Annotated in this window: 12 protein-coding genes; 10 read left to right on the top strand and 2 right to left on the bottom strand. The window is 46.3% G+C overall.

The window, feature by feature from the left end; genetic code table 11:
• The first annotated feature begins 223 nt into the window (after nucleotides 1–223).
• Together GKG41_RS03400 and GKG41_RS03395 are read left to right on the top strand one after the other, a co-directional pair.
• The gene (locus GKG41_RS03400) at nucleotides 224–1876 is read left to right on the top strand and encodes a ribonuclease J (RefSeq protein WP_154257169.1); all 1653 of its coding nucleotides are present in this window, start codon (nucleotides 224–226) and stop codon (nucleotides 1874–1876) included.
• 14 nt (nucleotides 1877–1890) lie between these two features.
• On the top strand, nucleotides 1891–3108 hold the full coding sequence (locus tag GKG41_RS03395; RefSeq protein WP_154257073.1) for a diaminopimelate decarboxylase: 1218 nt from the start codon (nucleotides 1891–1893) through the stop codon (nucleotides 3106–3108).
• Between the two features lie 136 nt (nucleotides 3109–3244).
• Here GKG41_RS03395 and GKG41_RS03390 read toward each other — a convergent pair whose 3' ends face one another.
• Nucleotides 3245–4513 carry a uroporphyrinogen decarboxylase family protein gene (locus GKG41_RS03390; protein ID WP_154257072.1) on the bottom strand — a complete coding sequence of 423 codons (1269 nt, stop codon included), beginning with the start codon at nucleotides 4511–4513 and terminating at the stop codon, nucleotides 3245–3247.
• Between the two features lie 224 nt (nucleotides 4514–4737).
• Between GKG41_RS03390 and GKG41_RS03385 the strand changes: the two genes are divergently transcribed.
• The 8 genes from GKG41_RS03385 (at nucleotide 4738) to GKG41_RS03350 (ending at nucleotide 14153) form a co-directional block, all read left to right on the top strand.
• Nucleotides 4738–5598, top strand: a complete 861-nt coding sequence (locus tag GKG41_RS03385; RefSeq protein ID WP_154257167.1) for an AraC family transcriptional regulator — start codon at nucleotides 4738–4740, stop codon at nucleotides 5596–5598.
• 15 nt (nucleotides 5599–5613) lie between these two features.
• The gene (locus tag GKG41_RS03380; RefSeq protein ID WP_154257071.1) at nucleotides 5614–7431 is read left to right on the top strand and encodes a histidine kinase; all 1818 of its coding nucleotides are present in this window, start codon (nucleotides 5614–5616) and stop codon (nucleotides 7429–7431) included.
• A 31-nt stretch (nucleotides 7432–7462) separates the two neighbouring features.
• Nucleotides 7463–9088, top strand: coding sequence for a response regulator (locus tag GKG41_RS03375; protein WP_173015558.1), 1626 nt, complete (start codon nucleotides 7463–7465; stop codon nucleotides 9086–9088).
• 124 nt (nucleotides 9089–9212) lie between these two features.
• Nucleotides 9213–10571: an extracellular solute-binding protein gene (locus tag GKG41_RS03370; protein WP_154257069.1), complete on the top strand. Its 1359-nt coding sequence runs from the start codon at nucleotides 9213–9215 to the stop codon at nucleotides 10569–10571.
• Nucleotides 10572–10631: 60 nt separating this feature from the next.
• Complete coding sequence (locus GKG41_RS03365; protein WP_154257068.1) at nucleotides 10632–11522, top strand: sugar ABC transporter permease; 891 nt, start codon at nucleotides 10632–10634, stop codon at nucleotides 11520–11522.
• Between the two features lie 8 nt (nucleotides 11523–11530).
• Nucleotides 11531–12358 (top strand): carbohydrate ABC transporter permease, encoded by an 828-nt coding sequence (locus GKG41_RS03360; protein ID WP_154257067.1) that lies wholly within the window; start codon nucleotides 11531–11533, stop codon nucleotides 12356–12358.
• A 17-nt stretch (nucleotides 12359–12375) separates the two neighbouring features.
• Nucleotides 12376–12783, top strand: coding sequence for a VOC family protein (locus tag GKG41_RS03355; protein WP_154257066.1), 408 nt, complete (start codon nucleotides 12376–12378; stop codon nucleotides 12781–12783).
• Nucleotides 12784–12818: 35 nt separating this feature from the next.
• On the top strand, nucleotides 12819–14153 hold the full coding sequence (locus tag GKG41_RS03350; protein WP_154257065.1) for a hypothetical protein: 1335 nt from the start codon (nucleotides 12819–12821) through the stop codon (nucleotides 14151–14153).
• Nucleotides 14154–14559: 406 nt separating this feature from the next.
• Here GKG41_RS03350 and GKG41_RS03345 read toward each other — a convergent pair whose 3' ends face one another.
• Nucleotides 14560–15366, bottom strand: coding sequence for an SDR family NAD(P)-dependent oxidoreductase (locus GKG41_RS03345; protein WP_173015559.1), 807 nt, complete (start codon nucleotides 15364–15366; stop codon nucleotides 14560–14562).
• Nucleotides 15367–15544 lie beyond the last annotated feature (178 nt).

Raw genomic sequence — 15544 nt, 5'->3', positions numbered from 1 at the left:
AGAAAAGATATTGTGGTGCAGCTATGAGAGATCATTGCACAGGCTTTTAAAAAGTGGTCATATCTATTTTTCCCAATCGGATAGGGCTGTTTTATGAAAAGAAATGCAGACAGTATATTAAATAAAAGAAACTATAATTGCAGTCTGTCAAAATGGCTGACAGAGCAAGGAAAACAAAAAAGAAAAGAGGTATTATTTGAATCAAAAAGAAAAACAATTGAAAATGAGCAAAGAGGTAAAGATCATTCCCCTGGGTGGCCTGGATAAGATAGGCATGAACATTACGGCTATTGAATATGGGGAAACCATTGTTGTGGTAGACTGCGGGATTTCTTTTCCGGATGATGACATGCTGGGGATTGACAAGGTGATTCCGGATGTGACATATCTGGTTCAGAACCGGGAGAAAGTGAAGGGTTTTGTTATTACTCACGGACACGAGGACCATATAGGGGCTCTGCCTTATATTTTGCCGCAGATTAACGTACCTGTCTATGCCACCAGGCTTACTATGGGATTGATTGAGCATAAGCTGGAGGAAGCGAAGCTTCTGAAGAAGACGAAGCGCAAGGTGGTGAAGCAGGGCGGCTGTGTGAATCTTGGGGAAATGCGCATAGAATTTGTCAAGACAAATCACAGTATAGCAGGCGCAGCAGCACTGGCTATCTATACGCCCGCGGGTATGATATTCCACACCGGGGACTTTAAGGTGGATTATACCCCCCTGTTTGGGGAAGCTATTGATCTGCAGCGTATGGGTATCCTCGGCAAAAAAGGAGTATTGGCAGTGATGTGTGACAGCACAAATGCCATGCGTCCCGGGTTTACCCCATCTGAAACGAAGGTGGCAAAAACGTTTGATATGCTGTTCTCAGAGAATAAGGGAAACCGAATTATTGTGGCAACCTTTGCTTCTAATGTTGACCGGGTGCAGCAGATTATGAATACGGCATATAAATTTGGAAGAAAAGTTATCCTGCAGGGCCGGAGCATGGAGACAGTGATTAAGATTGCTGAGGAGCTTGGATATGTAACGGTTCCTGAAAACACCCTGATAGAAGTGGAGCAGATGAACCGGTATCCGGATGAGAAACTGGTGTTTATCACCACCGGAAGCCAGGGAGAGGCAATGGCGGCACTTTCCCGCATGGCAGATTCCACACACAAAAAGGTAGTGATAAAGCCAAACGATGTCATTATTTTCAGCTCTACGCCTATACCCGGCAATGAAAAAGCGGTATCCAGAGTAGTAAATGAACTGGCTCGTAAAGGCGCAAATGTTATATTCCAGGACACCCATGTCTCAGGACATGCCTGCCAGGAAGAGATAAAGCTTATCTATTCACTCTTAAAACCACAGTATGCAATTCCTGTCCACGGTGAGTACAGGCATCTGCTTGCAGGGGCCAATGTGGCGCAGGACCTGGGAATCGAAAAGGATCATGTGTTTGTACTAGATGCCGGAGATGTTCTGGAACTGTCCCAGGAGAGGGGAAGAGTTACCTCAAAAGTACAGGCAGGGGGCATCTATGTAGACGGCCTTGGAGTGGGCGATGTGGGCAATATTGTTCTCCGTGACCGGCAGAGTCTGTCCGAGGATGGGATCATTATCGTAACCATGAGCTTTGAAAAAGGAACCAACAGACTCCTGGCAGGCCCGGATATCATATCCAGAGGCTTTGTGTATATCAGGGAATCAGAAGAATTAATTCGGGAGATGAGAAAAGTCGCCCTGAAGGCCATCGAGAAATGCGAGGGCAGGAAGAGCAGAGACTGGGGATATATAAAGTCAGAGATCAGGGACGGGATGGATCACTATCTTTGGAAGAAGATTAAGAGGAGTCCCATGGTGCTGCCGGTTATTATGGAAGTTTAACATGGAGGCCAATTATGGCATATAATGAAGATGTGGTGAAAGAACAGGCAAAACGATATGACAGTTTTTATTTGTATGATGAGAGTCAAATTGTCGCGCGAGCTCAAGACTTAAAAGAGCATTTCCCTAATATCCTGTTCCTTTACTCCATTAAATGTAATTCTAATGCAAATGTCCTTCGAAGTGTTTTTTCGCAGGGATTTGGCGCAGATGCTGCAAGCGCAGGAGAAGTCCGCAAAGCTCTTGCCGCTGGTGTGATAAAAGAAAATATCTATTACTCTGCTCCGGGAAAATCAATGGAAGATATTGAGACCGCAATCAAATCTTCGGTCCTTATTGCAGACAGTATTGACGAAATCAAAAGAATTCAGATGGTAGCAGAACGAATAAATTTCATAGCCGAAATTGGTTTGCGAATCAACCCGAGTTTTTCTTTTTATGGGGGAAATGGGATATCTTCTAAATTTGGAATTGATGAAGAACAGGCAATCGCTTTTATAAAAGAATATGATTTTTCTAATATTAAGATTGCGGGTATTCATGTACATCTGCGCGGTCAGGAATTGAACGCTGATATTCTTGCGGCATATTATGAAAGTGTCCTCCAAGTAGCAAAGCGTATACAAGATGTTAACTCCACTCAACTTTCGTTTGTTAATATGGGGTCGGGTATGGGCATTCCTTACGCTGCTGAAGATGTCCCTTTGGATATAGACAAACTAAGTAAGTCGGTTAATACTGCGTTAGACACATTTCGCAATTCGTTTCCCGATACAAAGATTATTATTGAAACAGGCCGCTATATTGTTGGAAAAGCGGGCGTATATGTAACGAAAGTAGCAGACCGAAAAGTGTCCTATGGGAAAACATACATTCTTTTGAAAAATACCCTGAACGGCTTTAGTCGTCCCTCGTTAGCCCGTTTGGTTGCACACTATTCATTGGATCAATCTCCGAAAGGAAGCGAGCCGCTATTCACCAGCACAGCCGCTTTTCAATTTAATGCATTGAGCCAAAAGAAACCATCTGAACAAGTTGATTTGGTTGGAAATCTTTGTACGGCGACAGATGTAATTGCAGAGGATATTACAATGCCGTACTTAGAATGTGGTGATATTGTAGTTATAACAAATGCTGGTGCGTATGCAGCCGTGTTGTCACCCATGCAATTTTCCACTCAGTCTCAGCCAGTAGAATTGTTCTTGGATCTTAATGGGAAAGTTGAAGGATGACAGGATTTCCTATTTCGAAGAAGCAGCAAAGCCAGGCGGGGTTTCAACGGTCAGGATGAACGGCGCTTTAAGCGCCGTTCATCCTGACCGTTGAAGCCTCGCCCATTAATTTATATGGAACTTCTCATATGCAAACCTACAATTTCTTTCCAATAACCTCCTCATACATAGCAATCAGATTCTCCGGCGGAACATTTGCTACGATATTATGTATGGTATTAAACACATACCCCCCATTTTTGCCGAGGATATCAATTCGCTCCCTCACTTCTCTGCGTACTTCTTCCGGTGTTCCGAAGGGCAGTGTCTTCTGTGTATCAACGCCCCCTCCCCAGAAGGTAAACTTATCTCCATATTTCTCTTTGATGGTCCTAGCGTCCATTCCCTTTGCTGAGAGCTGCAGGGGATTCAGGCAGTCGAGGCCCATATCTGCGAAATCATCCAGGAAACTGGAGACGGCGCCGCAGGTGTGGTAGAAGGTCTTCCAGCTTGTGTGCTGGTGTACCCAGTCATTGATTTCTTTATAAAAAGGTTTGTATAACTCGCGGAAGGTTTCCAGGCTCATCATACCGGCCATTTGGTTACCGAAATCTGTTCCGGAGATCCAGACTACCTGGATCCGGTCGCCCACAGCCTGACGGTATATTTCAAGGTTTTTGAGCATAATATCTGTCTGGTAGCGGAATACGGCCTTGATGTAATCCGGGTACATGGAATGGGCCATAAGCCAGTCATCCACCCGCCGGATGCCCTTTGGATGCTTGATCCCCGGTCCCGGAACGACGGCCGCATCCCCCAGGGCGCCGCCTCCTATCATACCTACGATCCCGTAGTCTGTATTCTCGTATAATTCAATGGATTTCTCTTCCCAGTAACGGGCTTCTTCATCGGATACCACAGAGAAGTCATCTTTAAAATCTTCCAGTGGAGTCAAATCCTCTTCTTCCAGATCCCAGTCAAATTTTTCTCTTGGAACACAGTCAAAAAAGGTCCCCCCTTTGGGAAGAATGGCGCTGTACTCGGCACTGGTGTCCCCCTGAGGATAGACAAAGAGCTTTCCGGTCTCATCCTGATCGTAGGTAAAACCGCCCCCCATCCATACGGGTGTGCCGTCATCCATCTCCCATTTCTTCCAGTTATCATTTTTATACCCGAAATAATTGGTGGTGTTAAACAGACCAACTACATCCACACCCAAAAGATCCAACAGATCCTGTTCCACCTCACCCAGAAGCTGTCCGGGCTCGATGATTTTCAGCCGGTGTTCGTCCAGGTGAAGGGCTTTCCGCAGCTGATACAGGGAGCTGGCATTTATGCCTGTCTGGCTGGTAGCCCCCAGATCCAGGGGAAGCCTGTCTGGTGTCTGATGATTTAAAGTTGCAATTAATCGTTCTCTGGAAGTCATATGCATTTCTCCTTTTTTTATGTTGTTGTATGGAATATTTACTGCAATTAACTGGTGTTGTTGAGTCTTATTATAAAGGGGAGGGAAAAAAAGTCATTATAGAAATTTGCCTATTAATTGCAAAAAATTGCTCTTAATAATAATAGATTCAAATTGACCGCATCCGTGGTGTCAAATATAATAATAAGTAGAGAGTACAGAAAGAATGAAAGGCGGTGAAGACAATGCTGGCCCGGGAAGAAAAAGTGAAAAGAAAGTCGGAATACTTTGTTTATACACCCAGCACGCAGGCAAGGGAAATGTTTTTTTATCCTCTGGTGACCGGTCACTTCTTTTATGAAAAGGATTATTTTCTGCACAGGGAAAGCTTTGACAGTTTTTTGATTATGTATATCAGAAAAGGGAGCTGCACGGTATGTTCTGACTCGGGGATATACAGGGCGGAGGAGGGGCAGGTGGTTTTGCTGGACTGCTACCAGTCCCATGCCTATTATTCCGAGGAGGAGTGGGAGGTGCTGTGGCTCCACTTTGACGGCCCTATGAGCAGAAAATATTTTGAGATGATTGCGGAGAAGGAATGCAGTGTGATAACCCTTCCCAATCCGGTAAAGTTCGAGGCGGAACTAAACCGCCTGTACCAGCAGTTCCAGAAAGGGGAGAACATTAAGGAGATTGTAATGTCCGGCTATATTATGAAGCTTCTCACGGAGCTGGTTCTGGCTCAGGAAGCCGCTTTCGGGAATTCCCAGTATTCAGGTGTGATTGAGGAGAGCATGGCTTATATCAGAGAGCATCTGTGTGAGGAGGGCTTATCTCTGGAACGGCTCTCCTCTAATGTGAATCTCAGTCTGTATTATTTCACCAGGCTTTTTAAAAGAGAGACAGGATTTACCCCCCATGAATATATCATTTTATCCAGAATCAATAATGCAAAGTTCCTTCTGTGGAGCACTCAGATTCCGGTGAAAGAGATCTGCTTTCAGTGCGGGTTTTACAGTGAAAGTGCGTTCTGTAATACCTTTAAGAAATGGGAAGGCATGACTCCGAGACAATTTCGGATGAAAAATAAAACCAGCAAAGGGTGAGAGGGAAGGGACCATATGATACATATAAAGGAATGGATGAAAAGAGTCAAAAAAGAGTTCTACCGGAAGAATATTGCGGAGAGAATTGTTATGGTTATCGCCGCGCTCATGATTGTTACCACCATCTGCTTTGTCAGCAGTGTGTTTATTATTCTGCAGAAACAGCTGGTAGCTACTACTTCTACCTCGGCAAAGAAGGATCTGGAGATGGTACTGGAGAAGATGGATATGTTTTTTCAGGGAGTGGAAAATGATGCGGTTTCCGTATTGGTGGGGGAGAGCTGCCAGACCCTGCTGGAGAATTCCGGTCAGTTTTTACAGGGAGATATTGTAAAACAGCATGAAAAATATGTACTCATTCAGCAGGTGATTAACAGCTATATCGGGCAGAAGTCCAGTTACAGTGCCATTACATTTTATGATTTAAAGGGAAACTACTATGCCAATGAGGATTTGGTGGAAGAAGAGGAGTACCTTCAAAATCAGATGACCCGGGTAGAAAAGTTCATCGAGTCAGACAAGAAGTCAGAGCTCTTAGAACTGCATAAAAGTCCCTGGAAACAGTCGAAGGCAAAGTCATATGCGGATTGTATCAGCTATGTGAGAAAGGTTTACAGTATGGGAAGCGGCAGGCTGATTGGAGTAGTGGAGATAGAGATTCCCAACAGAGAACTGAGCCGGCTCTATGAGACGGTGATGAGCGATGGGATAAAGATGTATTTTGAGAGGGATAATCATATTATTCTGGCGGGAGATGAAGCGCTGCTGTACCAGTCTCTGGAGGACCGGAGGTGGTATAAGGCTGCCGGTGCCCAAAGCCCGGATGAGGACGGATTTACAATGGCCCAGGATAAAGGCGCCTGGTATTTTATGAAGGAATACAAGGGGCAGAACTGGACCGCGGTCAGTGAGGTTTCAAAATCTATTTATCTCACAAGTGTGACAGTGTATGCAGTGACCATGGTGCTGCTTGGAGTTGCCGTGTTTCTGGGCAGTCTGGTATTGGTAAAATTCCTTGTAAAATCCATTACCTGGCCGCTCAGCCAGATTACCCAGACCATTGTAGAAATTGGAAAGGGTGATTACCATAAGCGGGTGGCAGTAAAGGACGGGGGAGAGTTGGGGACACTGGCCTTCGAGTTTAACCGGATGGTGGATAAGACAGAGATTCTGCTGCTGGAAATTGTTGAGAAGGAAGAGGACAAAAGAGAATCCGAGCTCTCTCTGATCCAGATGCAGATGACGCCCCACTTTTTCTACAATATTCTGGAAAGTATCTGCGGGCTGATTGTGATGGACGAAAAGAAGCTTGCCATTCATACCATTCAGCTTCTGTCAGGATTTTACCGGGGGGTATTGAACAAGGGAAAGGAGATTATCACGGTAAAACAGGAGCTGGATATTGCCTCAAATTATCTGGAGATCATGAAGGTCTGTTATCCCGGAAAGTTTACCTATGAGGTTACCTGTCAGCCTGAGCTGGAGAATCATTTTATCTGTAAGCTTACCCTTCAGCCTATTCTGGAAAATGCCATTCACCACGGGTTTCAGGAGATGAGCGGGGGCGGACTGCTGAGCATACGCGTCTTTGCCGGTGAGCGGGGGATGGTTATCGAGGTAGAGGATAATGGGATGGGAATGGATGATAAGACAAGAAAAAGTATTCTTTCCGGGGAGAGCAGAGGGTTCAGAATGGAGAGCTTCGGGCTTCGCAATACCGATGAAAGAATAAAGCTGTATTTTGGAAGCCGGTACGGGCTCAAGATACTGCCTCTGGCGCAGGGAACAAAAATCAGAATTTTCCTGCCCACAAGGGAGGATTATACAAGTTAACGCTATGGCCGAAGAAGGGATGAAAAAGAAGATGTTTAAAGTGATTATTGTGGACGATGAGATGCTGATACGAAAGAGAATACGGCTGGGATTTGACTGGAATGCACTGGGCTATGAGGTAGAGGAGGACGTGGGGAGCGGAGGGGAGGCCCTCAGACTTATCACAGAGCGTACATATGACCTGGCAATTGTTGATATTGCCATGCCCGGAATGAACGGGATTGAGCTGGTGAAGAGACTGCGGGAAGAAAACCTGCCGATTCATATTATCTTCCTTACAGGGCACAGTGATTTTGCCTATGCGCAGCAGGCAATTAAATACGGGGTATATGACTATATTCTGAAGCCGGTGAATGAAGAAGAATTCACCAGAATGCTGGAAAAATTAAGGGACAAGCTGGAGGAGGAAAAGAGGGAGCAGCAGTTTTTGGAAAATCTTTCACTGGGACAGAGCGATGCCAGGCTTATTATGGAGGCAAAGTTTTTCAGCGATATTTTTCAGTATGGAATACAGGAAGAGATCGCAGATGAGATTGCCGTCCAGGCAGGTGAGGCGGGAGTGGATACGGAGGCAGAGTATTCTCTCTCTGTTTTCCGCATTCAGCTCTATACACAGGAGAACCTGCCGCTGCTGGCACAGAGCCAGAAGCTCTATGAGGCCGGCCGGCGTGTGATGGATAAGGGGGAGGACTTTACCGTACTTTTTGATCTCTTTAATAATTACTGTATTCTGTTCAAAGAATGGTCTGTCAGGGACAGCAGGGAAGGGGTTAAGGAGGCAATGGAACAGGTGCGGGAATTACTGGAGCAGGATCTGGAGACGGTCATCCGGTGCGGAATCAGCAGCCGTAAAAAAGGGATCCGGCAGCTGGTAAACGGATACAAGGAAGCTGTCTGTGCGCTGAACAATACCAAAGCATTCCGGGAAAAGACCATGAGCTATGAAGAAGTGGGCAAAAGAGGAGACAGCCATTACCGGGTTTCCGCGGCAAAGATTAAAGAGGTACAGAACTGTGTGGGGAAGAATGATCCCATGGGCTGCGAACGGATGATTCGGAATATCTTTGACGAGATGATCGGGAGACAATGCAACTACGAGTGTATCTCCATGAATGCCAACAGACTGCTTCTTGGGATCTCCGAGGCGTGCATTGCCTCGGGACTTGAGATACGCAGGTTTATGGGAGAATACAAAAGCCTGGAGGCTGCGTTTGAATATCTGATGACTTTGGGAGAAGTAAAAGAGTGGTTCTGCAGCATGGTTAAAGCATTGATTGAAAGCAAAAGCACTCAGGCAGCAGCCGGAAAAAATATGCCCATCGTGGGAAAAGCATGCGAATATATGCAGCATCACTGCAGTGATGTAGAACTGACTCAGGCAGAGGTGGCTGAACGGGTAGGAGTCACTCCTGCCTATTTAAGCGGTATCTTTAAAAAAGCCATGGGAGTGTCCATGATGCAGTATTTATCTATGGTCCGTCTGGAAAAAGCCAGGGAATTGCTGCTGGGAAAAGAAATTGAAGTGAGAGAGGCGGCAGCCCTGGTGGGATACAGCGATGAATATTATTTCAGCCGCTGTTTTAAAAAATATTATGGGGTATCACCTTCACAGGTGAAACATTTAAAGTCAAGGGGCAGTGAGAATAGTACCACCTAAAAAATTTACAAAAACAGAAAAAAGCAGCACATGGAGTTTTAGGGGAAATCCCTGTATGATAAACCTATCCTAAGTACTGCAGTACAAAAAAGTTAATGTTTCAAAAAAGAACAGGGAGGGTATTATGCAAAAGAAAATTATCAGCGTTTTATTGGCATCCGTTTTAGCAGTATCTGTTCTCAGCGGCTGTGGGAATTCCGGCGGGGAGTCCAAGGACAGCAGTAAGAAATCGGAGGAAACTGCAAAAGCAGAAGATGGAAAGGTAAAAGTCAGGATTCTTACCAGATTCAGTAACCCGGACAGTGTGCGTGAAAGATATTTCATGGATATGGTAGCAAAGTTCCAGGAGGAGAATCAGGACATTGAGCTGGAGGATGTTTCTATATCCGACGAGGAATCCCATGATACTTTATTCAAGACCTCTGTGGCTTCCGGGGATCCCATTGAAGTATTTAATTTTCTCGGTTATGCGGCAAATATAGACTATGTAAAAAATGGTGTGGTGACAGATATCTCTTCACTTCTGGAAGAGGATCCTGCATGGACAGAGAACTATATTGACGCACTCTTTGCACCGGTAGACTATTCTGCCTATGGAATCGAAGGTACCTACGGGCTTCCTACGTCTCCCTACGGTGTCTGCTGCTTCTACAACAAGGCCATTTTTGATGAGCTGGGAATGGAAATGCCGGAAACCTGGGAAGGAATTGAGGCGGCGGCTCCAAAACTGATTGAGGCAGGCTATATCCCCATGGCCTTCGGAGCAAAGGATAATTATCGTGCAGGTCATTTCCTCACGGCACTCTCTATGAAATACTATGGGGATCAGTTGAAGAATGATTTGATTGACAATGAAAAAGCATGGAACGATCCGGAGATGCTTGGACTGATTGAAAAAATGCAAAAATGGCAGGCGGACGGGCTTTTCGGAGACAACAACCTTGCCTATGATGCCAACGGTGAGCTGGCAAAACTGGAGAATAAGGAGGCTGCTATTATCTTCAGCGGTTCCTGGAATATTGCAACTATTAATGAATTTTCCAATAAAGATGACATTGTCTGCAAGGGATTCCCGTATTTTGAGGAAAAACCGGAATACAAGGATGAATGGATGGGCGGACCGGATGATTTTATGGCCATGACCTCCCAGCCGGGGGATCCGGACTACGACGCAACGGTTCGTGTGCTGAAATTCTTTACCTCCCAGGAGTATTACCAGGGACTGTATGAGGCACAGGCAGGAGCAGGAACCTATCCGGTTACGTTCGGGGAGACGATTCAGGCAGATGCTCTGACCACAGAATTTAATGAGTACTATGGAAAGGCTACTAATATGATAGGGGAGATCGAACAATTCTCACCTATGACCTCTCTGCTGGATGTAGTGAGAACAGAAGTGACAACCATTTTCTCAGGGGATAAGGCAAAGGATATCGCCGACAGGATCCAGGGAGAAGTAGATACCTATAACGCAAGTAATTAGCAGATCTTGTACAGCATGGCGGGAGAATTTCTCCCGCCATATTAAAAGGAGGTGTTTCCTATGTTTGGCGTAATGAGCAGGAGAAAGAAAATAGAGGCCATACTGTTAAGTCTGCCGGCATTTCTGCTGTATTCTTTCATTTTTATTTATCCCATGATCTCAGTATTCCGGCTTTCGCTCTTTAAGTGGAACGGAATCCCCAATTCTCCTCTACAGTTTGTGGGCATCCAAAATTATCTTGCGCTATTCGCAGACAGAAAGTTTTTTACCGCATTAACCAATGTTGGAATTTTTATCTTATCAGGATGTATCCTGATCCTGCCGGTGGCAGTATTTCTGGCAACTGTTGTGCAGTCTAAATTAAGAGGAAAAAGATTGCTGAAGACCAGCTATTTCATGCCCCAGGTTATCAGCCGGACGGCCATCGCCCTTATGTGGTACTTCCTGCTGTATCCGGAAGGCGGCCCCTTAGCTACCCTGATACACGGACTTGGCTTTGACAGCGTGAATGTAAACTTCCTGGGCAGTCAAACATATGCTATCTATGCCATTACGGTGATTAATGCCTGGACCTATGCGGGATTCAATATGCTGATATTCTCCGCGGGTCTTACGGCGATTCCGGAGGATGTTTATGAAGCGGCAAGGGTGGACGGAGCCAAAGGCTGGCAGAAGCTTCGCTATATAACGATACCCATGTTAAAGAGCAGTTTTCAGATCTTTTTGCTGAACTGTGTGGTGGGTTCAATCACTACGTTCGAGATGGTATATGTTACAACAGGGGGAGGACCCGGAAGTGCATCGGAGGTGTTCGGTACATTGCTTTATAAGAATGCTTTTACTTATAACAATTATGGCTACTCTAATGCCATGGGCTCATTCCTGATTATTGCCTCTTTCCTGGCAAGCGTACTGCTCACAGGATTGTTCGCAAGAGGACAGAAAGAGTAGGTGACAGCATGAAAAGATTAAAAGCAGGAGATATTATTTACCGTTTAATTGCCATAGTATTTTTTCTTATCTTTATTTATCCTATCTATTTTACTGTGGTATCATCTTTTAAAACAAATACAGAGATATGGAATACCATGTTTGCTCTGCCCTCGAAGATTGAGTGGAGCAACTATACATCCGCTATTTTTGATGTGGGGATCCTGCGGGCAGTTCTGAATTCCTTTATTTTCTCGTTCGGGGCGTGCATGGTGGTGGTGGTTTTTGTAACCATGGCAGCCTATGTGGCGGCAAGAAAGCTGATTCGCTTTTCCGGCGCCCTGCGTCTGTACTACCTGCTGGGACTTATGATTCCTCCGTATGCCATGCTGATTCCCATTGTTACCATGTTTACAAACTTTGGGTTCCGGGACAAATACTGGCCTATGATTCTGCTTTATGCGGCCATTAACTTCCCCATGAGCTTTTACCTCATTACCGGATACATAGAGGGGATCAGCAAAGAGCTGGATGAGGCGGCCATTGTGGACGGGTGCAGTACCACAGGGATTGTATTTCGGATCATCTTTCCCATAGCCAGCCCGGGGATTTTTACGGGAGCGATTATTTCGTTCCTTGCGGTATATAATGAGCTCATATTTGCCAATACTCTTTTGACAAATCAGGCTATGAAAACCATATCAGTAAGGCTTTTGGGCCTGCAGGGAGAAAGATTTACCAGTTACGGACCAATGTTTGCCTCCATTGTGCTTTCCATTGTACCGATCCTGATTATCTATCTGATATTCCAGGAGAAGGTAGAGAGCGGTATGGCGGCAGGAGCAGTGAAAGGCTAGAAAGGTTAGGTGAAAGTATGGTGAAGAGTAAAGGACTGCAGCATATCGGCATTCTTGTTCCGGACGCGGAAGCTGCAGCAAAATGGTACATTGAGAAGTCAGATTTTGAAAAGAAAGGAGAATTCACCGCCCAGGGAAGCCGGGTTATCTTTGTATATTCCAGGGATACAAAAGTAATGTGCGAGCTGATACAGCGCCCGGCGGGGAGTGAAGAGGCCGCCGATGTTGAGAAATATGGCGGAAGGATCGATCATATTGCCTATGAGGCAGAGGATCTGGAAAAAGAGTTTGCCCATGCCAAAGAGGCAGGGATGGATATCATTGAAGGCATAGTGGAAGTGCCGGAATTCTGGGAAAACGGATTCCAGTATTTTCTGGTGTACGGGGCCGGAGGTGAAAAGGTGGAGTATTGCAAAGTGCTGTAAAATAAAAGTTTCTGAAGGATGGGAGGTTTATTGATATGAAGACAAGAGTTGTACCGCTGCAGTTTGCCAGCGCGGAGGACAAGGAGTTTCACCGGATATTAGATGCCCTGAAGGAGATTTACCGGGAGGAAGTGGAATTTTTGGACCCGGTCAGTGTGGGGGACCCGGTTCCTGAGGCGGATGCTGTTTTATTTCCGGTCTTATGGGTGGAGGTGTATAAGGAGATAGACACCCTTCTGGATACGATCCATCTTCCGGTGATTGTTTTGACCACCACGGTTGGCGTATCTTTGATGTTTGACTGGGAAGCAGCTTCCTACATGAAATCAAAGGGGCTGCAGGTATTCAACCCCCACAGTGTAGAACTGGCAAAAACAGTGTTCCGGGCGCTGGCTCTGAAACGGGAAATGAAACACCAGAAATTTCTGATCTTCCAGGATACGCCGGGGGACGGGCTGATTCCGGAGCAGTTTAAGATCTTTTACTGGTGGAATGAGGAATGTACCCGCAGCATGCAGGAGAAATTCGGGATTACCATAGTAAGAAAGTCCTACAAGGCCCTGGGAGAGAAGGCAAAATCCATATCTGATGAGGATGCGCGCCGGGAACTGAAGCGGTGGGATTTTCCTGAAGAGATCCCCTATGAGCGGCCGGTGCTGGGGGCGATTAAGATGTTTCTGGCTCTGAGAGAGGAGACCGATGCAGAGGGGGACGTTGTGGGCTGCGGTGCAAACTGCCTCAACGAAGCATATTTCAGCGATACTACTCCTTGCCTTGCATGGAACCTTCTGTATCAGGACCGGGGTATTATGTGGGTGTGTGAGGGAGATACCTCTTCCCTGATGACACAGTATCTGATGGGAAAGACCATAGACAGCGCGATCTTTACCACCAATATCTATCCCTTCCTTTCCGGAATGCCTGCGCTGTCCCACGAAAAAATTCAGGAATTCCCCGATGTCCCGGATCCGGACGATCACGCACTGCTGGTACACTGCGGTTATCTGGGCTGCGTACCACAGTGCATGTCCAGAAAGTGGACCCTGCGCCCGCCGGTACTTGGCTGGCATTCCTGGGATTTGGTAGGGGAAAATGGCGTGGCAGTGGACGCAGAGGTTGAGACCGGGGACCTTACATTGTGCAAGCTGCACGGAGACTTTGAGAAAATCTTTGTGGAGAAGGCTGTTTTAGAGGAATACGTCCAGTATCCGGGATCGGACTGCCGGAACGGGGGCCTTATCAAGGTGGCTGACGGATATGATATGATGGAACGGATCTGCTCTCACCATGTGATTGTGCTGACCGGGAAGAGAAGCAATCAGATGAAGGCAGTGGGGGAGGTCTTTGGGATAGAAGTGGATTTGGGGTAGAGTGACAGGGGGGACGAAGAGAGAGCCCGCGCTGGGGCACTGCCTGTGCCTCCGGGAGGGATGCCTGTTTCCCGGGGACACCTCCGTCGTGAAGAGAGTCTAAGGCAAAACCGGAATCCCCTCCGGAGCACCGTTCGCATGCCCAGAGAATGCTTTATGTGCATTCTCTGGGCATTCTCTCTTTTTTTCGGCCTGGACTGCCGAAAAAATCTCCTGCGGAAATCCCGGTTTTGTCTAAGACTCTCTAACACTTCTGCGGAATCGTCCCCGGGAAACAGGCATCCCTCCCGGAGGTACAGGCAGCGCCCCAACGCGGACTCTCTCTCCTGGTTATCAGAAGCATTGAGTTAACCTGCCCGGACCTGTATCCGCCGCCCCCTTCTATATCTGTCCCCACGCAATTAATCTAAACATTATATGGCTTTTCCACCCCAAAATCCTCCCACGGCGCCCAGGGATCCTGGACAATGAATTTGCCTCCGGAGATATCCAGGATTTCACCAGTAATAAAAGAGGCGGCGTCGGACGCCAGAAATACTACCGGTTTGGCAACTTCCTCAGGTTCCCCCAGTCTCTGCAAGACAGAGGTATGACAGAGATAATGCAGTCCTTTACTTTTTAAAATACTGTTTTTTACCATATCGGAGGCAATGACTCCGGGAGCAACTGCATTTACCCGGATGTTGTACGGGGCAAGTTCAGAGGCCAGCATTCTGGTCATAGCATTGATGCCGCTCTTTGTTACTCCGTAGGCACCGATCGAAGTGGTAGGGACTCTGGAAGCCAGTGAGCTGGTGGATATAATACTTCCGCCGTGCTCTTTCATGTAGGGAAGAGCATATTTAACTGCTTTCCACACGGAAGACAGGTTGGAAGCCACAACGGAATCCCACGCGTTGTCCTCAAGCTGTGTCAGATAGCACATATGACTCTGGGCCGCGTTGTTAAATAATACGTCGATTCTCCCATAGGTACTGCCTGCCTCATCAATAAAGCTTTTCAGCTGCCTGGGGTCTGTGATATCTGCGGCAGAAGCAGATACAGACAAGTGCTTTTTTCGGGCCTCCTCCAGAAAATTTCTGATTTTTTCAGGGGAGCGGGAGCAAACGGCAACAGAAGCTCCTTCTTCAGCAAACTGGAAGGCAGCAGCCTTTCCGATACCGGCAGTTCCTCCTGTTATAACAACAATTTTATTTTTTAAGTGTAGGTCCATAGAGTGATGCTCCTTTCTGTTCTTCAGAACATAATGTGAATAGTTATTTAGATAAATGGAAGCGTTTCCATATAAAAGGCTAAGGTACATGTTTAAATTATCATATAATAGTTGAAAAAACAATAAAACAACTGCGAATATTTTTGAAATATGCGATTTAGACAAAAAAATATATGGG

The organism is Lactonifactor sp. BIOML-A5, from assembly GCF_009677585.1.
In the GTDB taxonomy this organism is placed as follows: Bacteria; Bacillota; Clostridia; order Lachnospirales; family Lachnospiraceae; genus Lactonifactor.
Note: the sequence above shows the minus strand (reverse complement) of the source record. Positions and strands in the feature narration are given on the sequence as shown.